Genomic DNA, 19640 nt, shown 5'->3' with positions numbered 1-19640 from the left:
ATGGGCAGCGTCCAGATCGTCACCACGATCCTCGCGTTCGCCATCACCGCCGTGGCGGTGTGGCTTGCGGTACGCGCGGTCATGAAGATGGTGGCCGTCATCCGGCTGGGTCAGCCGGATCCGACCCGCTTCGGTGACAAGGGCACCCGCACCAAGACCATGCTGGCCGAGACCGCCGGCCACACCCGCATGCTCCGCTGGAGCGTCGTGGGTGCGGCCCACTGGTTCGTGATGGTCGGCTTCATCGTGCTGTCACTGCTGGTGCTGGAGGCGTACTTCGAGGTCGTCTCCCCGACCGGCGGGCTGCCCCTGGTCGGCAACTGGGCGATCTACGGGCTGGTCACCGAGTGGCTCGCGATCCTGGGCCTCGTCAGCATCCTGGTGCTGATCGCGATCCGGCTCCGTAACCGGCCGACCCGGCCGGGTGGGCGTTCCCGGTTCACCGGCTCCACCATGTGGCAGGGCTACTTCGTCGAGGGCATCATCCTCGCCGTACTGATCATGGGCTTCGTCATCCGGGGCTTCAAGGTCGCCACCGACCACTTCGAGTACCCGGTCTGGGCCACCCCGCTCAGCCACGCCGTCGGCGGCGTGCTGCCGAACTGGGAGGCCGGCGTCAGCATCGCCGCGCTCATCAAGATCGCCATCTCGATGACCTGGCTCATCGTGATCGCGCTCAACGTCACCATGGGCGTCGCCTGGCACCGCTTCCTGGCCTTCTTCAACATCTTCTTCAAGCGTGACCCCGGCGCCAACGTCTCCGGCCTCGGCGCCCTGCGGCCCATGACGAGCCAGGGCAAGCCGCTGGACTTCGAGGAGGCCGACCCCGAGAAGGACCAGTTCGGTGTCGCCCAGGTCGAGCAGTTCACCTGGAAGGGCCTGCTGGACTTCAGCACCTGCACCGAGTGCGGCCGCTGCCAGTCGCAGTGCCCCGCCTGGAACACCGCCAAGCCGCTGTCGCCGAAGCTGCTGGTGCTGAGCCTGCGCGACCACGCGTACGCCAAGGCGCCGTACCTGCTGGCCGGCGGCGGCAAGGACCTGACCGGCGAGGAGAAGGCGACCGCCGCCCAGCTCGCCCACATGGACGTCCTCGCGCTCGCCGAGGCCGAGAGGCCGCTGATCGGCACCGCCGAGGAGGGCGGCGTCATCGACCCGGACGTGCTCTGGTCCTGCACCACCTGCGGCGCCTGCGTCGAGCAGTGCCCGGTCGACATCGAGCACGTCGACCACATCGTCGACATGCGCCGCTACCAGGTGCTCATCGAGTCGAGCTTCCCGTCCGAGGCCGGCGTGATGCTGCGCAACCTGGAGAACAAGGGCAACCCGTGGGGCGCCCCGCAGAACACCCGCGAGGACTGGACCAAGGGCCTGGACTTCGAGGTGCCGCGGGTCGGCGAGGTCGACGACTTCGAGTACCTCTTCTGGGTCGGCTGTGCCGGCGCGTTCGAGGACCGGGCCAAGAAGACCACGCGGGCGGTCGCCACGCTGCTCAACGAGGCGGGCGTGAAGTTCGCGATCCTCGGCGAGGGCGAGACCTGCTCCGGCGACCCGGCCCGTCGCATCGGCAACGAGTTCGTCTTCCAGATGCTCGCGCAGCAGAACGTGGAGACCCTCAACGAGGCGTTCGAGGGCCGGGAGAAGAGCAAGCGGAAGATCGTCGCGACCTGCCCGCACTGCTTCAACACCCTCGGCAACGAGTACGGCCAGCTCGGCGGCGAGTTCGAGGTGGTCCACCACACGCAGCTCCTGGCGCACCTGGTCGCCACCGGCAAGCTCACCCCGGTGCAGCCGGTCGACGGCGGCGTCACCTACCACGACCCCTGCTACCTGGGTCGGCACAACCGGGTCTTCGCCCCGCCGCGCGAGGTGCTGGGCACGGCCATCTCCGGTGAGCTGACCGAGATGCCCCGCAACAGCGAGCGCTCCTTCTGCTGCGGCGCCGGCGGCGCCCGGATGTGGATGGAGGAGAAGATCGGCAAGCGGATCAACGTGGACCGGGTCGAGGAGGCCATGTCCACCGGGGCGAAGACGGTCGCCGTCGGCTGCCCGTTCTGCTCGACGATGCTCAACGACGGCGTGAACGGCAAGGGCGCCGGGGAAGAGGTCGAGGTCGTCGACGTGGCCAGCGTGCTGCTCCGGTCGGTCAAGCCCGATGCGCCGGGCGGCACCGACACCGAGCGGCTGCCGGTCGCCGGCTGACGCGTACCCCCTGCGACGCCCGACGGCGGCGGCACCCTCCCGGTGCCGCCGCCGTCGGCGTTCAGGAGCTCGTGGTGGTGATGATGACGGCCGTGGTCGCCGTGGTGGTGGCGATCAGCACGGCGGCCTGGGTCTCCTCGATGGCCTTCCGCGTGGCGGCGGACGCCCAGTCGCCGGCGGCGATCTCGGTCAGCCGGCGCTTGACGTGCTCCTTCGACAGTTCCGCGAAGAGCTTGCGATCCAGGCCGACGGCCCGCGCGAGGCCGATGAGGGCGGCCGTACGCCCGTCCACCGGGCCGTCCCCGGCCACGGCGGCGACCATCCGCTGCCGGGCCTGCGTCTCCACCGCCGGCTCCGCGCCGGTGGACGAGGGATAACGGGTACGCGGGAAGACCCACAGCACCTTGTCCGAGTCGCGGCGGAGCACGCCCGCGGTGACCAGCCCGTCCAGCACCTGCTCGGGCAGGTCCTTGGCGAGCCGGCTGATCCAGTCCGTCGGCTTGCGCCGCTTCTCGTCGGCGGCGATCCGGGTCAGCGCGTCGTCGAGCTGCCGCTGCCCGACGGGGGTCGGATCGGTCACCACCAGCCGGCCGTCGGCGATCTCGACCCGGCCGGCGAGCGCCAGTTCCAGCAGCAGGGCACCGGCCAGGCCGTAGTCGAGCGTGGGCCGGCCGAGCCGGTTGACGCCCGCGTCGTCGTAGCCGAGCAGGGCGAGTTCGTGGGCGAGCGTGAGCGGTGCCATGTCCCGACGGTAGCCGGGCCCGGTGAAGCGGGCGGCCTTCGCGCCGCGCCCGGGGTCGCCATCACCCTCCCGGGCGTCGTCACGTCCCCCGCTGCATCGACTGCCCTCGTTGAGCAGCGGGCCGATACCCTTGGTGTGCAAGCGGTTGCGCAGGCGTGAAGTGGACCTCGGTCGCCTTGATTCCGCTGCCGGCCTTCCCTAATGTTGGGCACCGGCCGCTGTGGGTCGTCTGTCTCGCCCCTCTTTCCCTCGCGCGAGGCGCCAAGCGGCCGGGTTGCAAAAGGAGTCGGTGCCGGTGGCAACCATGCCCCCTCATCGTCACGCACCTCGACGGTCTGCTCGTCCGGGTGGCCTACGCAGGGCCGCCCACCGTCTGCTCACCCTGGTCGCCGCGGCGGTCGTCGGCGCCGGCATGCTCGCCGCGCCCGCCCACGCCGAGCCCTCGGTCGACGAGATCGAGGCCGCGATCGACCAGAAGTGGCGGCAGCTCGAGCCCACCATCGAGCAGTACAACAAGGTGCGGGCGCAGCTGAAGGTCAACCGCAAGAAGTCGGAGGATCTCCAGAAGAAGATCCAGCCGTTGGCGCTGGAGAGCGAGCTGGCGATGGACCGGGTCGGCGACCTCGCCTCCCGCTACTACATCTCCGGCCCGTCGCAGGAGATCGGCGCGCTGCTGGTCAGCGCCAAGCCCCACACGCTGACCGAGCAGCTGACGCTGCTGGACCGGCTGGCCGCTCAGGAGCGTAAGCAGCTCGAGGGCGTGACCAAGGTCCGTCAGAAGTTCGACGCGGAGAAGCAGAAGCTCGACACGCTGATCGTCTCGCAGACGAAGCAGCAGAACGACCTGGCTGCCAAGAAGAAGCAGATCGACGCCGACATCAAGAAGCTCGAGGCGTCGCTGCCGGTCACGACCGTCAAGACGGAGAAGTGCCCGACCATCAACGGCGTGGTCAGCGACGCGGCCCGCACCGCGATCCGTACCGCCTGCGCGCAGGTCGGCGACCCGTACGTCTGGGGTGCCACCGGCCCGAACTCGTTCGACTGCTCCGGTCTCACCCAGTACGCCTACAAGGCGGCGGGGATCCACCTGACGCACTTCACGGGTGCGCAGTGGAACGAGGGCAAGGCCATCCCGCGTTCCGAGGCGCGCCCGGGTGACCTGGTCTTCTTCTTCAGCGACCTGCACCACGTCGGCCTCTACCTCGGCAACGACAAGATGGTGCACGCGCCCCGGGCCGGCAAGCCGGTCAACGTCTCCAGCATCAACACCATGCCGGTGGCCGGGTTCCGCAGGCCCGGCTGATCCCGCGTACGCGACGAAAGAGCCCCCGGTCGGATCGACCGGGGGCTCTTCTCGTGCGGGTGGATCAGCGGGGCGCGCCCAGCGGGGAGGGCACCAGGTTCACGTCGTCCAGGTTGACGTACATGATCCGGTGACCGAACTGGATCTGCACGTACCGGTTGTCGCCGCGGACGACCGTCCGGTCACCCGGGGCGGAGCCGTCGAAGGTCACGGCCCGGTAGTACTCGCCGGGGAGCAGGTTGCCGACGGCGTACCGCTCACCGGCCGAGAGGGTGTACTGCAGCGGCGAGATCGCCTGGTACGGCACGCCCTCCGGGTACGCGGCCTGCTCCGGGTAGGCGCGGCCGTACACCGGGATGGTGGCCTTGCCGGCCTTCGGGGTCACCACGAGCCCGACGGACCACTTCGCCGTCGGCTTGGCGGCGGGGTTGTGGAACCACCCCTTCTGGCCGAGGTACCAGATGGCGGTCCAGTCGCCCCGCACCTCGGCCAGCGCGTACGTCTGTCCGGCCGAGACGCGGGCGCCGTGGTCGGAGACGTACATGGTGTTCGGGGTGCCGTCGGGCCGCAGCGCGATGTCGTTGAGCAGCGGCGCGTCGTGGCTCGGCGCGTTGTGCAGGAACAGCGCCGAGGAGCCGCGCAGCGGGCAGGGGGCGGTCGCCGGGGGCGGGTTCGGCACGCCCGGCGGCTGCCGGTTGCAGCCGGTGAACTGCGGCTGGTTGGTGGCGAAGTCCGGGTCGATGGTGACCAGCCCGGTGCGGTGCGTGCCGGTCGACTTGAACGGCGCCTTGAGCAGGTCGAAGTAGTGCGACCAGTTCCAGTACGGACCCGGGTCCCAGTGCATGCCGCGCACGGTCGAGGCGACGGTGCCGGGGACGTTGTCGTGCCCGATGATGTGGTTGCGGTCGAGCGGGATGTTGTACGCCCGCGCCAGGTGGCGGACCAGCTTGGCGGAGGTGCGGTACATCGCCTCGGTGTACCAGGTGCCGTGCCCCGCGAAGCCCTCGTGCTCGAGACCGATGGACTTCGAGTTCACGTACCAGTTGCCGGCGTGCCAGCCGACGTCCTTGGTCTTGATGTGCTGGGCGATGTGGCCGTCCACGGAGCGCAGGGTGTAGTGCCAGCCCACCCGCTTCGGGTCCTTGACCAGGTTGACGCTGGGACCGAAGTAGCCCTCGGTGTCGTGGATGACGATGTACTCGATCTTCTGCTCGACGGGCCGGTTCCCCAGGTCGTGGTTGCCGTAGTCGCCGAGCGTGGGGCCGTACTGCTGGTAGGGGGCCGGAATCCACTCGCAGGAGATGTCGCTCGGGCACTCCAGGCCGTCGGGCCGGGCGAGCTTGCGCAGGCGCAGCCGGTCCAGCCAGGAGCGCTCCGGCCGGACCGCGCTGCCGGCGAGCGTGACCCGCTGCCCGTCGTCGGTCAGCCGGCTGTCGCCCGTGGCGATGGTGGCGTACACCTCGTCGGCGAAGGCCGCCGCGGCGTCGGCGCTGTCCGCGCCGGAGTACCGGGCCACCGCGCCGTACCAGGCCGCGGGGTCGGTGCCGGCGCCGACCGGGGCGCCGATCTCCTTCTGGTACGCGGCCAGCAGCGCCGCGCCGCCCCGGATGTTCGTCGTGACGTCCGTGCGCAGCGCCTCCTCGCTGGCGCCGGTCAGCTCCGCGGCGGCGTCGACCGTACGGAGTGCCGCCTCGGCGGGCGGGGCGGCGGCCGGCGGCTCGTGGGCCTCGGCCAGGGACCGGCGGGAGTCGTCCCCGCGCGGGTCCTCGGTTCCCTCGTCGTGGTGGGTGCCGCCGGAGGCGGCGACGTGCTCGGCGTCGGTGAGGTGCATCGGTCCGTACCCGCCGCTGGTGCTCGGCGTGCCGGCGTTGGTGTCCCAGCGGGACTGCAGGTAGGAGACCCCGAGCAGGACGCTCTCCGGCACGCCGTACTCGGCCGCCGCGGCGGCGTACTGCTGCTGCCGGTCGGTCGTCGGCGCCGCGGCGGCGGCGGATCCGGCGGCGGTGAGCGGCGTTGCCGCCAGGGCGGCGGCCACGGCGGCGGCCAGCAGGACGCGTCTGCTCCTCGATGTCGCTGACAGGTGCATCAGACCCCCAGTTCGGGCGGGCAAAGGTGGGGCCACCTTCGCCCCGTCCACCGCCTCCGGTCAATACCTTTCCGTCAGACACTTCAGAAGGAAGAAAATCTTCGTCCTCCGGGTTGCGGATCCGCCGGGTCCTGGTGAGTACGGAGTGTCACCGCCCGGAGGGTTGCGGATCGATAACGGTCGTCTCTACTCTGGTCATTCGTCGGCCGGTGACAATCCGTCCACCCAGGGCGGTGACGGTCCGACACCGCCGAGTCGCTCACGAGCGAGCCGGGGACCCAGGTACCCGGGGTGAATCCGCAGCCCCTGCGGTAGGGCGCCCCTTCCCGCCCGAACCCGTCAGCTAACCCGGTAGGCGGTCCGGAAGAAGGAGTACGGAACCCGGTGGCACACCATGCCCCGCGGCCACCGTCGGTCCGGTCGGCCCCGGCCGATCCGACGACGGCTGCGCCGCGCCCACGCTGGTACCGCTGCACCACCGCCCTCGCCGCCCTGGCCGCGTTCGCCGTCGTCCTGACCGGCGGCGCCACGGCGGCCCACGCCGAACCGACGGTCGCCGAGATCGAGCGGCAGATCGACGAGGACTGGAACAAGCTCGAACCGGTCATCGAACGGCACAACGCCACCCGGCAGGACCTGGCCGCCAGGCGCAAGCAGGCCGACGCGCTCGCCGCGCAGATCGGGCCGCTGGAGAAGCAGGTCGACCAGGCGATGGAGAAGGTGGGCGCGCTGGCCGCCCGCGCCTACAAGGGCGAGAACGTCTCCGTCGTCAACGCCCTGCTGGGCAGCCGGTCGCCCGGCGAGATGGTCGGGCAGCTCGAACTGCTCGACCGGTTCGCCCAGCATCAGCAGCAGGACGTACGGCAGGTCGCCGAGCTGCGCGACCGGCTGGCCGCGAAGAAGGCGCCGCTGGACGAGATGGTCGCCCAGCTCAGCCGCACCGAGGCCCAGCTCGCGGCGAAGAAGAAGCAGATCAACGCCGAGATCGACCGGTTGCAGAAGCTGCGGCTGCGCGTCTACGGCAACGGCGGCGGCGGGCCGCTGCGTCCCGCCCCGTGCCCGGCCGGCTATCCCGGCGGTCCGGCCGGCACCGCCGTGAAGTTCGCCTGTGCCCAGATCGGCAAGCCCTACGTCTGGGGCGCCGAGGGGCCGAACTCGTACGACTGCTCCGGCCTGATGCTCGCCGCCTGGGCGAAGGCCGGGGTCTCGCTGCCGCACAACGCCGCGCAGCAGCGCCGGGCCACCGCGTCCGTCAGCCGGGGCGAACTGCGCCCGGGTGACCTGGTCTTCTACTACAGCGACCTGCACCACGTCGGCATGTACGTCGGCGGGGGCTGGGTGGTGCACGCCTCCCGCGCCGGGGTGCCGGTCAGGATGAAGAAGGTCGACGACGGCCCGATCCACAGCTACGGCCGACCCGGCTGACGTGCCCGGGGGGTCCCTGCCCGGCGGGGGCCCTCCGCGCGGCCGAGGGTCGGGTCAGCGCGTCGGCCAGGTGCGCCAGTGCTGCCAGGAGCGGCTCGGGGTCGGCCCGCGCTGCCCCTGGTAGCGGGAGCCGTAGACGGCCGAGCCGTACGGGTGCTGCGCCGGCGACGAGAGCCGGAAGATGCAGAGCTGGCCGATCTTCATGCCTGGCCAGAGGGTGATGGGCAGGTTCGCTACGTTGGACAGCTCCAGGGTCACGTGGCCGGAGAAGCCCGGGTCGATGAAGCCCGCCGTGGAGTGGGTGAGCAGGCCCAGCCGGCCCAGGCTCGACTTGCCCTCCAGGCGGCCGGCGAGCTGGTCGCCGAGCGAGATCACCTCCAGCGTCGAGGCGAGCACGAACTCGCCCGGATGCAGCACGTACGGCTCGCCCTCGGGCACCTCGACCATCGACGTGAGGTCGTCCTGCTGCTGCGCGGGGTCGATGTGGGTGTAGAGGTGGTTGTTGAAGACCCGGAAGAGCTTGTCCAGGCGTACGTCGATGCTGGACGGTTGCACCAGCGCGGGCTCGAACGGCTCCAGCGCGAGCGTCCCCGCCTCGATCTCGGAGGCCAGGTCGCGGTCGGAGAGCAGCATCCGCACACCTTAGCGAGCGACACGCGTGACCTGCGTGTCGGAGTGCGTCTTCGTACGTTTGTTCGATAGAATGCCGGCATGGCTTCCTGGTCCGAATTCGCCGCCGACGAGCCCCGCCTCGCCGACGGGATCCGCCTCCTCATGCAGCAGTACGGGCCGGGCTTCGGCTACCTGGCCACCGTCCGCGCCGACGGCGGTCCCCGGGTGCACCCGGTCTCCCCCGTGATCACCGACGAGGGGCTCTTCTGCTTCGTCGTCGACTCGCCCAAGCGGCGCGACCTCGAACGCGACGGCCGCTACGCGCTGCACTCCTTCCCGCCCGAGGAGAGCGACGACGAGGCCTACGTCGCCGGCCACGCCCGGCCGGTGACCGATCCGGCCCGGGTCGCCCGGCTGGCCCGCAGCCACCGGGCCGCGCCGCAGGTCGACTGGCGGGTCTTCGAGTTCACCGTCGACGTGGCGATGCTGGCCCGCCGCGAGTCCGGCGTGGCAGGCGGTGCCGCCGAGTCGCACGGCCGGCCCGCCGTCCAGGTGTGGCTCGACCCCGGCGCGGCCGCCGCCGGCACCGCCGTGCTGCCCGAGACGCGGTCGGGGAGCGCCGGCGGCCACGCCGCCCGCCCGGCCGCCTGAGACGCGGTGTGGCGCCCCGGGCCATCCCCCGCCCGGGGCGCCACACCGTGACCACCGTCCCGCTCCCGCGCGCCCAGCCGGCCGCGCAGACGCCGGTGCCGGCCCCGTCGAGCGAGGCCGGCACCGGTGCGGTCGTACGGCGGAACTACGCCGCGCGGTACGCGTTCCAGGCGGTCAGCATGCGGCTGGCCTGCCCGGCGGTGAACTGGTACATGCAGGAGTCGTAGCTGTAGTCCATGAAGTTGGTGATCGGGTCGACGCCGGGGGCGGTGCAGGTGTCCCGGCCGATCGGGCAGCCGGAGGCCGGAGACGCCTCGGCGGCGGTGTCGCTGACGCTGTCGCCCGAGCCGGAGCAGCCGCCCTGGAAGGTGTGGTAGAGGTTCAGCCAGTGGCCGACCTCGTGGGTGCCCGTGTCGCCCTGGTTGTAGTTGGTGGCGGTGCCGCCCGGCAGCGACTCGCTCAGCACGACGACGCCGTCCATGCTGTTGAGCTTCCGGGTCGGGAAGGTCGCCCAGCCGAGCAGGCTGTCGCTCAGCTCGCCCAGGTAGATGTTGAGGGTGTTCTTGCCGCCCGTACGCAGTGAGGTCTTCATCGACCGCTCCGCCGACGAGCCCTGCACGATCGGGTACCAGGACGGGTTCGTCACCCGGTTGATCTTCTGGAGCTGGAAGCTGAACGCGGTGGACGCGCCGCCGGTCGCCCCGCTGAACGACTGGTTCAGCACGCTGATCTGCGAGTTGATCATCGAGTCGGGGATGTTGCCGCCGGCCCGGGTGCTGTTCTCCTGGATCACGTGCACCACCACGGGGATGGTGACGCTGGCCGCCATCGTGGTGGCGCCGGCGCCGGCGCGGAACCGGGCCCGCTCGCGCAGGGCGGCGGCGAGGTCGGCCTCGCGCTCGCGGGTCTCCGCGAGGGTCAGCTCGTTCGGCTCGTGCTTGGCCCCGCCGCCCGGCTTGATGCGGGCGTCCGAGTGGACGTCGGCCGGCTCGACGCAGACCTCGCCCGGGGCGGCGGAGAAGGCCGAAGCGGCCGGCACGACGCCGACGGCGGCGGTGCTGAGCAGCAGCGCGAGGGTCGTCGACGCGACGCCGGCCGTACGCCGGGTCAGCAGGTTGGGACGGAGTCCCATGGGCCCACCTCTTTCTGGCGACGCGACAGGGGGTATGTCACGCCGTGGCTGAGAACGTTGGGCAGACGTTACAACTGATCGAAGGATTTGAGAACGCCCATATGTTGCCGCGGTGAAACTTTTTCCTGGCGGCGGCGCGGCTGACGTCTGCTGGTGGGCGGCCGGCGGCCCGACGAGGCCGCGGCGAGATCTTGGTGGGTTCACGCCCCTGTGGGGCCGTTCGCTGCCAAGGTTGGGACACCGGGGAGCGGCGGAGGGGTACCTGGGTGCACCGGCGTGACGACTCAGGTACAGTGGTGCCGCCTGCGGGTGTAGTTCAATGGCAGAACATCAGCTTCCCAAGCTGACAGTGCGGGTTCGATTCCCGTCACCCGCTCCAGCGCGAAGGCCCCGACCAGGACTTGAATCCGGTCGGGGCCTTCGTAGTTCCACGGCCAGCGCCTATCGGCCGATCGCTCCGCGGTCCGTTCCCTGGACGGAGCAGCCGATCGCCTAGCTCCACCTGTCGCCGCGCCCCTCTGCAAGCGGCTGGCGAGGGTCGGGTCAGCCGGGGGTGAGGAGGCAGAACTCGTTGCCCTCCGGGTCTGCGAGGACGGTCCACGGGACATCGTCCTGGCCGAGGTCGATGACGGTGGCGCCGAGGGTTCGCAGTCTGGCCGCCTCGGCCGCCAGGTCGTCACCCGGGTACGGGCGGAGGTCGAGATGGACGCGGTTCCACACGGTCTTCACGTCGGGTGTGCGGAGGAACCGCAGGTATGGGCCGACGCCCTTGGCGGAGCGCAGCACCGCGTGGTGGTCGGTCACCTCGTGCAGGGTCCAGTCCGTGGCCTCGCCCCAGAAGCGGGCCATGGCTCGCGGATCCGCGCAGTCGACCACCACCGCGGCGATCGGCCCGGTGTCGCGGTGGAGCGGACGGGGGTCCAGGACGCAGAACTCGTTGCCCTCCGGGTCGGCCATGACCGTCCACGGGGCGTCGCCCTGGCCTACGTCGGCGGGTGCCGCGCCGAGTTCCTTCAGGCGCGTGACCATCTCCGCCTGATGGGCCGCAGAGGTGGTGGCGAGGTCGACGTGCACGCGGTTCTTCACCGTCTTCGGTTCCGGGGAGACGACGAGGTCGAGGCAGACGGCGACGGGGTCGGGGTAGACGAAGCCCTCGGGTTCGAGGTTGGTCACGCCGGGTCCCTCGCTGGAGACTCCCCAGCCGAGCACCTCCGCCCAGAAGCCGCCGAGGGCCGAGTCGTCCCGAGCCTTCATGTTGATCTGTACGAGCCGCGTTGCCATGCCGGAGATGCTAGGGCCCGTCGAGACGGCGGTGGTGCCCCGTGCCAGCTGGTCATGATCGCATCGGCGGCGTCAGCCGGTCACGGGCCGGAGATCGCGGTGATGGACTCGTGCCCGGCCTGTTACAACCCGAACATGAGCAACAACCTGCAGTCGTGGGACATCAACTCGTATCACAGCGTATGGGGGTCCTGAGCATGAACCGCCGCCTTGTTCGACCGCTGGTCGTAGGCGCCGTCGCTGTCGCGGTGGCCTCTGGTGGGTGGTTGGCCTACGACTCGCTGCGCGCGGGTGAGATGCACTCGGTGCACTCGTCCTACGCGTTCGATGTGAAGGATGAGACGAAGGTGGCCGGGTTCGCCGACTACGTCGTCGTTGCAACGGTGGACCGTGTCGCCGAGGTGCAGGAGCGCGACGGCGCGCCCTACACCGTCTTCGACGTGACAGTGGACATGACCCTCAAGGGCGAGCCGGTCAAGACGCTGCGGGTGGTCCAGTTGGGTGGGACCCTCGGCAAGGACACCTGGCGGGTGGAGGGCGAGCCCTTGCTGCGGCCCGGCACGACCTATGTGCTGGCGGCGAAGACGGAGCAGGGGAGTGGGACGCACCAGCTGGTTGGCGGGGCGGACTTCCCGGTCGTCGACCGGGAAGCGGCCCTTGCTGGGCGATCGGGCCCGGTGGCCGACTGGCGGGACAGCGTCGACCGCCAGCGGTGGCCCCAGGAACTCCCCAAGAACTCCTGACCGCCGTCCGTCGGTCGAATACCCCTTGGCCTGCCGCCCCGGGACCGGGGCGGCAGGCCAAGTGCCGTCCTGGCCAGGCATCGAACCCCGGTCTGCCCCGGTACCGGCCAACCAGCAACGGCAGTCGATCAAGCGCGACGGCCGGTGGCGCCCGGAGAGCCTGCCCGAGTGGTGCCGGTCCGGCCTGCCGGAATCACTCTCCGCGTCAGTACCCGCCCGGTTCGGACGCGCGCCGGGTGCGGCGGTGCTGCCACAGCGCTCCGCCGAGGAACAGGGCGCCCAGCCACAGGTTCTGCCAGACAGTTCCCTCCGGCGCGAACGCGCGGGTGTCCTTGGCCCAGTTCGACTCCCGAAGGTGAACCACCGTCATGGTCTCGCCGACCTCGGGAGCGCCCTCCCACGCCCAGAGGTTCGTCTCCTCCCCGGAACTGACGCGTACGCGCACGAAGTCCGAGCGGCCACCGAGCTGCCTGTCCACGACCTCGGCCCGAGTGGTGACGCCGTTCGCGTCGAGGTAGCGCACCTGACCGATGGTGAACAGGGCGTAGGACAGCGTGAGTGCCCCGGCGGCGACCCCCAGCCACACCCGCCATCGGCCCGGGCGGACGGGCGGAACCATGATCGGCTCGTAGCGGGGCTGGTGAGGGTGCATGCGACGAGCATGTCAGTGGGGAGCCAGAAGATGGCCGCCCCCGCGTCCCTTCCGGCTACGTGCCGCTGCGTTCGTCCCGAGTGGACCGGCGGCAGAGCCAGCGCCGGCAGGGCAGATCGAGGCGGCTGGTCCGTTTCGTCCCCGGGGACAGCGTGGACGGGACGAGCCTGGTTATGTTGCTCGGGCAGCATGCGTCCGCTACGGCGCGTGATGAACCACGGGGGAAGGTGCGTCCAGCATGTCCATCACTCTGTCCACAGGGCGTCGCGTCTCGGCTGCCGCGCTCGGCCTGGCGGTCGTTGCAGCCGCCGCGGTCGCCAGCGCGGCCCCGGCCGTCGCCGCGCCGCACAGCACCGGCACGCTGTCCATCACGGCGCAGCGGCTGATCCTGGAGCCGACCGACCAGGGCTACGTCGGCACGCTCAACGCCACGGTCACGAACAACGGCCCGACCGCCAGCTACTACAGCCTGAGCTTCCTCGAACCGGCCGGCGCCGCGGAGGGCCACGTATTCCCCGAGGACGCCTGCGTCTGGCAGGGCGCGGTCGGCGTCCGGACCCTGGTGAACTGCGGCAGCGGGAGCGGCGAGCTGGCGTCCGGTGCCAGCCGGGCGCACAGCGTCCGGTTCCACGTCCGGACGACCCCTCGGGACTACCCGATGGTCGTCGACGGCAGCTGGATCGGCGTGGTGCCGAACGGCGATCAGGAGCCGGTCCAGAGCGCCCCGTTCACGACCCTCTTCCGTTCCACGAAGGGCAAGATCACCAAGCCCCGGCCTTACGTGCAGGCGACCCAGACCGACGTCTCGTTGAGCGCGAACCAGGTCAGGCTCGACCGGCTCCCGGACGGGAGCCTCCAGGGCCGCATGCCGCTGACCGTCCGGTACGGCAACGACGCGCCCTCCTTCGGGCTCAACGTCATCGCCGACCTGCCGGCCGGCGTCGTGGTGGACCACATCGAGCCGCAGGACATGCCGAGTTCCGGGGACTGGTTCACCGTACCGGGCGGCCGGTTCGTACCCGGTGAGGTGCGCACCTTCGACGTCATCCTCACCGCGCCGGCCGGCACTCCGGCGGGTGAACTGGGCACGGGCTCATACACGCCCACTTCGGACTACGTGGTGAGCCTGACCGACGTGGACCCGGCGGACGACACCACCTCGTTCACCATCACGGCCGGCTGAACCTCACCAGCGCGCGAGGGCCCGGCACCACCCCGGTTCCGGGCCCTGCGTGTAACCGGGGAGTCCCGGCCACCGCCTTCGAGGTCCCTCGGGCAACCGCACACTGTCGTACCGTGGCCCGGTGAAGAACCAGGACCGCAGTACGTACCTGGCCGCCGCCGCGGCCAACCTGACCTACAACGCGCCGCTGGGCGAGGATCGGGTGGCGGACCTGGTCCGGCGACTGGCCCCCACCGGGGCGGGCTGGCGAGCCCTGGACCTGGGCTGCGGCAACGGCGAGCTGCTCCTGCGGCTGTGCGAGGCTCACGGCATCGCCGGCGACGGCGTGGAACGGCACGCCGACGACGGTGAACGGGCCCGGCGACGCGCGACGGAACGGGGAGCCGCCGAGCGGGTCACGTTCCACAGCGCGGACGCGGCCACCTGGGACCGGCCCGCCGACCTCGTCGTCAACGTCGGCGCCGGCCACATCTGGGGCGACTCGGCGACAGCCCTCACCGCGCTGCGCCGGCTCACCAACCCCGGGGGGAAACTGCTGTTCGCCGACGGCTTCTACCAGACCAGACCCGGCGAGCAGGTCCGTGAGACCTTCGGCGACCTGCCCGACCTGGCGACCCTGGCCCAGCTCGCGGTGGACGCGGGATTCCGGCCGCTGCACATCGCCGTGTCCACGATCGCCGAGTGGGACGACTTCGAGTCCGACTGGCGTGCGGGCATCGAACGCCTCGGCACGCCGGAGGCGCGTGCGTTCGCCGACGAGCGGCGTGCCGAATACCTCGACGGCTACCGCGACGTCGTCGGCTTCGGTTGGCTGATCCTGACGCCGGCCTGACACCCGTACCGCTGCGCGCCGTCGACACCGCCGAGACCCACGGCCGGTCCGGCGGCGGCGAGGCCGCCGCGTGCGTGTGATGCCGCCCTGGACCGCCCGGGCGTCCGGCACGCCCGGCCAGGTGCCGACCTACGTCGGTCGGCCAGCGGCGAGGCCGCCGGGTCCACCGGGGCCGACCGGGCGGGCTCCGCCGACAGGACGAGCCGCATGGGCCCGGGGCGTCGCAGGAGGGCCGGTTAGGTCGTACGGGCCGCCTACGCTCTCGCCGTGATCCCGGACCTCTCCCAGTTGCTGAGTTCGCTACCGCCTACGACGCTGCCGTCCGGCCGCACGGTCGAGCCGGAGGACGGCGGGCCTCCGCCGTACTGGCTGAGCGACGCTCCACCTGATCCGGGGCTGTGGGCGCGGTTGCGGTCGCGGCACCCGGAGTCCGGGCTCTGGCCGCTGCTGCTGACCGGGTTGTCGAGCGACGAGAGGCGCCCGTGGGTCGTCGGCGAGGTGTCTCCGGCCGACATGTCGTCGCCGGAGCTGCACGACGTGGCGGAGCTGCTGGCCCGGTGGTGGGCCGACTGTGCGACGACCGACGAGGACGGTGGGTCGGTCGTCACGGCCCCGTTCGGCCAGGACTGGCCCGGCCTCGCCATGCCCGGCGACCAGGCGGAGCCGCCCGCCCAGCTCGCCGACGAGTGCGCGGAGTTTCTCGTGGACGGGCGGACGCGTCTGGGGCTCGTGCCGGCTGTCCGCGGCGCGGACACCCTCGCCGTGGCGGGTTGGTCCGGCCCGACCAACCACACCGGCGACGCCGGGGAGATCTCGGCGGTGCTGCGGAGTTGGGAGGACCGGTTCGGCGTGCGCGTGGTCGGTGTCGGGTTCGCGACCCTGTACGTCAGCGTGGCCGCGCCACCGACCACCACCGGGCACGCCCTGGCGGTCGCGGCCGAGCACTTCGCCTTCTGCCCGGACAACGTCTGGCAGGGCGCCGGATCGCTGGCCGCCTACGCCGAGGAACTCCTCGGCGTGCACTCCTGGTCGTTCTGGTGGGACTGATCTCGGACCACGTCGGGCGGCGTCAGCCGACGGCGGCCGTGGGCAGCGGGCTGCGTCGGGGTACGGCGGCCAGCGCCAGCGTCAGCAGCGCGCTCGCCGTACCCACCACGAACAGCAGGGAGGCCGCCGGCTGACCCAGCCACTCCCACAGCGGGTGCCAGGTCGGGTGCGGCTCGGCGCGGTGGTGTCGCAGCAGGCCGGGAACGGTCAGCAGGACGGGCGTCCACCAGAGGAACAGGGTGATCGCGAGCAGGACGCCGACCGCTCCCCGGGCGGGGTGTGCCGCCTCGGTGCGCCGGCTGGCCCAACCGAAGACCAGCCAGCCGAGGGCCGCCCCGAGCAGTCCGCCGGCGACACCGGCCGGCAGCACGGCCGGCGGGGCCGTGCGGCTCAGGGCCAGCGACAGGTGGTTGCCGTCGGGCGAGGGCGGGGCGGCCACCTGGAGCTGGAGGACCGTGTCGCCACGCCGGGCGAGCAGGGTGGTGTCGGTGAACGTGACGACCGGGACGCACGTCTTGTCGACACAGCCCGGGTTGTTGCGGACCATCGGCTCGTACACCTGCCAGCCGGTCTCGCGCAGGCGCCGCTGCGCCAGCGCGAGCGTCTCGTCGGCGGACATCCGGGGCGGTCCGGCGGGGCCGGCCACGACGGCGCTCTGCTGGTATTCGCCGCCGTCGCCGAGCAGCAGGTTGTCGAGTGCCCGCACGGTGAGCGGCTGGCTGTAGAAGGTGAAGAGCGCCGGCGCCAGGTCGACGTCGCCGAGTTCGTGACCGGGCAGCACGGCGGCGAAGACGGCGGCGGTCTCGGCCCGGTCGGGCTGCGGGGCGGAGGTCTCCCAGGCGGCGCGGGTGGCGAGGGCGGCGGTGAACAGGCCGCAGATGACGGCGGTGAGGGTGGCCCAGACGCCGACCGTGCGGCTGGCCGGTCGGCCCAGCCGGCAGCGCAGGCCGTGCCGGATCAGGTCGGCGGCCTCGCGCGGCGTGGGGCGGGTGCGGCCCGCCGGCGCCGCGTCGAGCAGGACCCCGACGATCTCGTCGGCCCGGGCCCGCCGGTAGGCGCGGGGATGGCAGAACAGCAGCCGCCGGTAGCGGCGGGCGAGCGGGTCGCCGGTCGTCGGCATGGCTGTCCTTCCGATCGGTACGCACCGGCGCGCCGGTGCGGGAGGTGGCAGGCGGTGCGGCGCACGGGCTCCCGCTGGTGCGGGCGGTCAGGCGGTGCCGGGGCGCAGCGCGCGCAGCCGGGTCTCGGCGGCGGTGGTGAGCTGGCGCAGCCGGACGGTCTCGGCGTCCAGGGCGCGGATCCCGTCCGGGGTGAGGCGGTAGTAGCGGCGGAGCCGGCCGTCGACGGTCTCCTCGCGGTCGGGTGCGACGAGCCCCTGCGCGTGCAACCGGTCCAGCGCCGTGTAGAGGGTGCCCGGCAGCAGGGTGACGCGCTGCGCGGACAGGGCGGTGACCTCCCGGATGATGCCGTAGCCGTGCCGTGGACCCCCGGCCAGCGCGGTGAGGATCAGGAAGGTCGGCTCACGCATCGCGGTCACGGGCGACACGATAGTCAGATCATCGATATATGGTCAAGGCCCGTACGGGCGGCCGGGCGACGGCGGTCCTAGGCTGGCGGTCATGCGGATTGGCATCGTGATCCTTCCCGACCAGCGCTGGTCCGACTCCCGGCGCCGTTGGCGGCAGGCGGACGAGTGGGGCTTCGACCACGCCTGGACGTACGACCACCTGGGCTGGCGGGACCTGGTCGACGGGCCCTGGTTCGACTCCGTGACCACGCTGACCGCCGCCGCGACGGTGACCTCCCGGATCCGGCTCGGCACGCTGGTCGCCTCGCCGAACTTCCGGCACCCGGCGGCGTTCGCGCGGCAGGTCACCGCGCTCGACGACGTCTCCGGTGGACGGCTGCTGCTCGGCCTCGGCGCGGGCGGCATCGGCTTCGACTCGGCCGTGCTGGGTGGAGAGACGCTGCCGCCCCGCCAGCGGGTGGACCGGTTCGCCGAGTTCACCGAGCTGCTCGACCTGATCCTGCGCGAGGACGGCACGACCTGGCGTGGGGAGTGGTTCTCCGCCGTGGACGCCCGGAGCAACCCGGGCTGCGTGCAGACGCCCCGGGTGCCGTTCGTGGTGGCCGCCAACGGGCCCCGGTCGATGCGGCTGGTAGCACGCTTCGGCCAGGGCTGGGTCACCACCGGCCCCGCCGTGGAAGACCTGGAGAGCTGGTGGGACGAGGTGGCCGAGGCCGCCGCCCGGATGGACGCGACGCTCGCCACGGCCGGCCGCGACCCGGGCACCCTGGACCGCTACCTCTCGCTCGACTCCGCGCCGGTCTTCTCCCTGAGCAGTGCCGAGTTCTTCGCCGACCAGGTCGGCCGGGCCGCCGCCCTCGGCTTCACCGACGTGGTCACGCACTGGCCCCGCGACAGCAGCTGGTACGCGGGCGACGAGGCCGTCCTGGTGGACGTGGCCACCCGCCTGCTGCCCGAGCTGCGTCGCGCCTGAGCACGCCGACGGTCGCGTCGGGCAGCGGCGGGACGGGGTGTCCCGGCCGGTGCGGCGGATCGCGGCCGCCCACGCGCACTGCCCGGTCGTGGTCGGCCGTGGCCGGGCGCGCTCAGGTGCCGAGGTCCCCCGTGGCGATGCCGCCGTCGCCGCCCGAGACCAGCCGGAACCGGATGCAGACGACCTCGCTGTCGTCGGTCACGGGGGTGCCCACGCGCGCCCAGTAGGCGGCGTGACCCGCCCGCCACTCCTCGATGGAACGGTCACCCTCCCCTTCGGAGCGGGCGAAGTCCCACGGCACGTCCGCGAAGCGGACCACCTCGACGCCGGTGACCTCCACGACGCCGACCAGCACGTCCTCGTCGTCGACGAGGGTCAGCCGCTCGCCGACGTGTTCCAGCTCCTCGCCCTCCTCGGCGTACTCGGTGGTCAGCCCGGCGGTCGCCGTCTTCACCCCGGCGAGGACCAGGGTGTTGAGCCGCGTCCGCAGCTCACCTGGGGTGCCGAGGGCGAGGGTGCGCAGTCCACCGATCCGAGGCCACATCCTGCCGACGGTACCGGCGCCGCCCGCCACCCGCCGTGGCATTTCCGCCCCCACCGTGGGTGCGGCGGGCGTTACGGTGGGTGGGGCGACGATCGGGAGGCGGCATGGCGGACAGGCGCGTGGTGCTCATCCCCGGTCGGGGCTACGACACCCGGTTCCCGCTCTTCGTCTACGCCGGCGAGGCGCTGCGCCGCGCCGGCTACGCCCTGCATGCCGTCACGTGGGAGGTGCCGGAGCGGTTGGCGCCCGACCGGGAGGGGCCGGGGCGGGCCGTCGAATGGGTGATTGACCAGGTTGCCCCGACCCTCGCCGAGCCCACGGACCTGCTGGTCGGCAAGTCGCTCGGCTCGATGGCCACGCCGCTCGCGGCCGACCGCCGGCTGCCGGCCGTCTGGCTGACCCCGCTGCTGCACGTGCCCGCCGTGGTCGACGGCCTGCGCCGCGCCACCGCGCCGTTCCTGCTGGTGGGCGGCACGGCGGATCCATCCTGGGACGGCTCGCTCGCCCGCCGGCTCACCCCGCACGTCGTGGAGATCGAGCAGGCCGACCACGCGCTGATGGTGCCGGGCCCGCTGGCCCGCTCGGCGGAGGCGCTCGGCCGGGTCTGCACGGCCGTCGAGGACTTCGTTCAGATCAGCTGACCGGCATGTCCGGTGGCGGCCACGCGCGCCGGCCGCAGCGCCGCCACGGCGGCAGGATCTCACCCA

The 19640-nt window shown here is 72.1% G+C and carries 19 protein-coding genes, 1 tRNA gene and 1 riboswitch; of the genes, 11 read left to right on the top strand and 9 right to left on the bottom strand.

The window, feature by feature from the left end:
- Window positions 1–2199: a (Fe-S)-binding protein gene (locus ACTMS2_RS02340; RefSeq protein WP_441173830.1), complete on the top strand. Its 2199-nt coding sequence runs from the start codon at window positions 1–3 to the stop codon at window positions 2197–2199.
- A gap of 61 nt (window positions 2200–2260) precedes the next feature.
- Here the strand turns inward: ACTMS2_RS02340 and ACTMS2_RS02335 are convergent, their stop codons facing one another.
- Window positions 2261–2941 (bottom strand): GOLPH3/VPS74 family protein, encoded by a 681-nt coding sequence (locus ACTMS2_RS02335; protein ID WP_441173829.1) that lies wholly within the window; start codon window positions 2939–2941, stop codon window positions 2261–2263.
- A 304-nt stretch (window positions 2942–3245) separates the two neighbouring features.
- Here ACTMS2_RS02335 and ACTMS2_RS02330 point away from each other — a divergent pair, with 304 nt between their 5' ends.
- Window positions 3246–4244 (top strand): C40 family peptidase, encoded by a 999-nt coding sequence (locus tag ACTMS2_RS02330; RefSeq protein ID WP_441173828.1) that lies wholly within the window; start codon window positions 3246–3248, stop codon window positions 4242–4244.
- A gap of 64 nt (window positions 4245–4308) precedes the next feature.
- On the opposite strand, the gene ACTMS2_RS02325 is transcribed toward ACTMS2_RS02330, so the two are convergent.
- Window positions 4309–6330 carry an N-acetylmuramoyl-L-alanine amidase gene (locus ACTMS2_RS02325; protein WP_441173827.1) on the bottom strand — a complete coding sequence of 674 codons (2022 nt, stop codon included), beginning with the start codon at window positions 6328–6330 and terminating at the stop codon, window positions 4309–4311.
- Between the two features lie 238 nt (window positions 6331–6568).
- Window positions 6569–6702, top strand: a riboswitch (cyclic di-AMP (ydaO/yuaA leader).
- A gap of 12 nt (window positions 6703–6714) precedes the next feature.
- On the opposite strand from ACTMS2_RS02325, the gene ACTMS2_RS02320 reads away from it, so the two are divergent.
- On the top strand, window positions 6715–7755 hold the full coding sequence (locus ACTMS2_RS02320; protein WP_441173826.1) for an NlpC/P60 family protein: 1041 nt from the start codon (window positions 6715–6717) through the stop codon (window positions 7753–7755).
- A 54-nt stretch (window positions 7756–7809) separates the two neighbouring features.
- Here ACTMS2_RS02320 and dcd read toward each other — a convergent pair whose 3' ends face one another.
- On the bottom strand, window positions 7810–8388 hold the full coding sequence (dcd, locus tag ACTMS2_RS02315; protein WP_363622692.1) for a dCTP deaminase: 579 nt from the start codon (window positions 8386–8388) through the stop codon (window positions 7810–7812).
- Window positions 8389–8466: 78 nt separating this feature from the next.
- Here dcd and ACTMS2_RS02310 point away from each other — a divergent pair, with 78 nt between their 5' ends.
- Window positions 8467–9018, top strand: coding sequence for a pyridoxamine 5'-phosphate oxidase family protein (locus ACTMS2_RS02310; RefSeq protein WP_441173825.1), 552 nt, complete (start codon window positions 8467–8469; stop codon window positions 9016–9018).
- 145 nt (window positions 9019–9163) lie between these two features.
- Here ACTMS2_RS02310 and ACTMS2_RS02305 read toward each other — a convergent pair whose 3' ends face one another.
- Window positions 9164–10150 (bottom strand): zinc metalloprotease, encoded by a 987-nt coding sequence (locus ACTMS2_RS02305; protein WP_441173824.1) that lies wholly within the window; start codon window positions 10148–10150, stop codon window positions 9164–9166.
- Between the two features lie 305 nt (window positions 10151–10455).
- Here ACTMS2_RS02305 and ACTMS2_RS02300 point away from each other — a divergent pair.
- A tRNA-Gly gene (locus ACTMS2_RS02300) sits at window positions 10456–10529 on the top strand.
- Between the two features lie 164 nt (window positions 10530–10693).
- On the opposite strand, the gene ACTMS2_RS02295 is transcribed toward ACTMS2_RS02300, so the two are convergent.
- Window positions 10694–11431 (bottom strand): VOC family protein, encoded by a 738-nt coding sequence (locus ACTMS2_RS02295; RefSeq protein ID WP_441173823.1) that lies wholly within the window; start codon window positions 11429–11431, stop codon window positions 10694–10696.
- Between the two features lie 266 nt (window positions 11432–11697).
- Here ACTMS2_RS02295 and ACTMS2_RS02290 point away from each other — a divergent pair, with 266 nt between their 5' ends.
- Entirely contained in the window at window positions 11698–12174 is a 477-nt protein-coding gene (locus ACTMS2_RS02290) for a hypothetical protein (protein ID WP_441173822.1), read from the top strand.
- 205 nt (window positions 12175–12379) lie between these two features.
- Here the strand turns inward: ACTMS2_RS02290 and ACTMS2_RS02285 are convergent, their stop codons facing one another.
- Window positions 12380–12826, bottom strand: a complete 447-nt coding sequence (locus tag ACTMS2_RS02285) for a hypothetical protein (protein ID WP_441173821.1) — start codon at window positions 12824–12826, stop codon at window positions 12380–12382.
- Between the two features lie 238 nt (window positions 12827–13064).
- On the opposite strand from ACTMS2_RS02285, the gene ACTMS2_RS02280 reads away from it, so the two are divergent.
- The 3 genes from ACTMS2_RS02280 to ACTMS2_RS02270 all read left to right on the top strand — a co-directional run bounded on the left by ACTMS2_RS02280 (window position 13065) and on the right by ACTMS2_RS02270 (window position 15888).
- Window positions 13065–14009 carry a hypothetical protein gene (locus ACTMS2_RS02280; RefSeq protein ID WP_441173820.1) on the top strand — a complete coding sequence of 315 codons (945 nt, stop codon included), beginning with the start codon at window positions 13065–13067 and terminating at the stop codon, window positions 14007–14009.
- A 121-nt stretch (window positions 14010–14130) separates the two neighbouring features.
- Window positions 14131–14841, top strand: coding sequence for a class I SAM-dependent methyltransferase (locus tag ACTMS2_RS02275; protein ID WP_441173819.1), 711 nt, complete (start codon window positions 14131–14133; stop codon window positions 14839–14841).
- A gap of 267 nt (window positions 14842–15108) precedes the next feature.
- Entirely contained in the window at window positions 15109–15888 is a 780-nt protein-coding gene (locus ACTMS2_RS02270) for a DUF4253 domain-containing protein (RefSeq protein ID WP_441173818.1), read from the top strand.
- 22 nt (window positions 15889–15910) lie between these two features.
- On the opposite strand, the gene ACTMS2_RS02265 is transcribed toward ACTMS2_RS02270, so the two are convergent.
- Window positions 15911–17008, bottom strand: a complete 1098-nt coding sequence (locus ACTMS2_RS02265) for a hypothetical protein (RefSeq protein ID WP_441173817.1) — start codon at window positions 17006–17008, stop codon at window positions 15911–15913.
- An 87-nt stretch (window positions 17009–17095) separates the two neighbouring features.
- A complete protein-coding gene (locus tag ACTMS2_RS02260; RefSeq protein ID WP_089003778.1) occupies window positions 17096–17416 on the bottom strand; it encodes a PadR family transcriptional regulator in 321 nt (106 codons plus the stop codon).
- A 91-nt stretch (window positions 17417–17507) separates the two neighbouring features.
- Here ACTMS2_RS02260 and ACTMS2_RS02255 point away from each other — a divergent pair, with 91 nt between their 5' ends.
- Complete coding sequence (locus tag ACTMS2_RS02255) at window positions 17508–18389, top strand: LLM class flavin-dependent oxidoreductase (protein WP_441173816.1); 882 nt, start codon at window positions 17508–17510, stop codon at window positions 18387–18389.
- Window positions 18390–18501: 112 nt separating this feature from the next.
- Here ACTMS2_RS02255 and ACTMS2_RS02250 read toward each other — a convergent pair whose 3' ends face one another.
- Window positions 18502–18933 (bottom strand): ASCH domain-containing protein, encoded by a 432-nt coding sequence (locus ACTMS2_RS02250; RefSeq protein ID WP_441173815.1) that lies wholly within the window; start codon window positions 18931–18933, stop codon window positions 18502–18504.
- Window positions 18934–19037: 104 nt separating this feature from the next.
- Here ACTMS2_RS02250 and ACTMS2_RS02245 point away from each other — a divergent pair, with 104 nt between their 5' ends.
- The gene (locus tag ACTMS2_RS02245; RefSeq protein ID WP_441173814.1) at window positions 19038–19574 is read left to right on the top strand and encodes an alpha/beta hydrolase; all 537 of its coding nucleotides are present in this window, start codon (window positions 19038–19040) and stop codon (window positions 19572–19574) included.
- The last annotated feature ends 66 nt before the right edge of the window (window positions 19575–19640 follow it).

The organism is Micromonospora sp. SD12, assembly GCF_052068495.1.
Lineage (GTDB): Bacteria > Actinomycetota > Actinomycetes > Mycobacteriales > Micromonosporaceae > Micromonospora > Micromonospora echinofusca.
Note: the sequence above shows the minus strand (reverse complement) of the source record. Positions and strands in the feature narration are given on the sequence as shown.

Coding starts and splice junctions, on each gene's coding strand:
- ACTMS2_RS02285 (WP_441173821.1), bottom strand. CDS start 12,826: ATGCACCCTCACCAGCCCCGCTACGAGCCGATCATGGTTCCGCCCGTC.
- ACTMS2_RS02340 (WP_441173830.1), top strand. CDS start 1: ATGGGCAGCGTCCAGATCGTCACCACGATCCTCGCGTTCGCCATCACC.
- ACTMS2_RS02255 (WP_441173816.1), top strand. CDS start 17,508: ATGCGGATTGGCATCGTGATCCTTCCCGACCAGCGCTGGTCCGACTCC.
- ACTMS2_RS02310 (WP_441173825.1), top strand. CDS start 8,467: ATGGCTTCCTGGTCCGAATTCGCCGCCGACGAGCCCCGCCTCGCCGAC.
- ACTMS2_RS02265 (WP_441173817.1), bottom strand. CDS start 17,008: ATGCCGACGACCGGCGACCCGCTCGCCCGCCGCTACCGGCGGCTGCTG.
- ACTMS2_RS02305 (WP_441173824.1), bottom strand. CDS start 10,150: ATGGGACTCCGTCCCAACCTGCTGACCCGGCGTACGGCCGGCGTCGCG.
- ACTMS2_RS02250 (WP_441173815.1), bottom strand. CDS start 18,933: ATGTGGCCTCGGATCGGTGGACTGCGCACCCTCGCCCTCGGCACCCCA.
- dcd (WP_363622692.1), bottom strand. CDS start 8,388: ATGCTGCTCTCCGACCGCGACCTGGCCTCCGAGATCGAGGCGGGGACG.
- ACTMS2_RS02295 (WP_441173823.1), bottom strand. CDS start 11,431: ATGGCAACGCGGCTCGTACAGATCAACATGAAGGCTCGGGACGACTCG.
- ACTMS2_RS02335 (WP_441173829.1), bottom strand. CDS start 2,941: ATGGCACCGCTCACGCTCGCCCACGAACTCGCCCTGCTCGGCTACGAC.
- ACTMS2_RS02245 (WP_441173814.1), top strand. CDS start 19,038: ATGGCGGACAGGCGCGTGGTGCTCATCCCCGGTCGGGGCTACGACACC.
- ACTMS2_RS02260 (WP_089003778.1), bottom strand. CDS start 17,416: ATGCGTGAGCCGACCTTCCTGATCCTCACCGCGCTGGCCGGGGGTCCA.
- ACTMS2_RS02330 (WP_441173828.1), top strand. CDS start 3,246: ATGCCCCCTCATCGTCACGCACCTCGACGGTCTGCTCGTCCGGGTGGC.
- ACTMS2_RS02325 (WP_441173827.1), bottom strand. CDS start 6,330: ATGCACCTGTCAGCGACATCGAGGAGCAGACGCGTCCTGCTGGCCGCC.
- ACTMS2_RS02280 (WP_441173820.1), top strand. CDS start 13,065: ATGTCCATCACTCTGTCCACAGGGCGTCGCGTCTCGGCTGCCGCGCTC.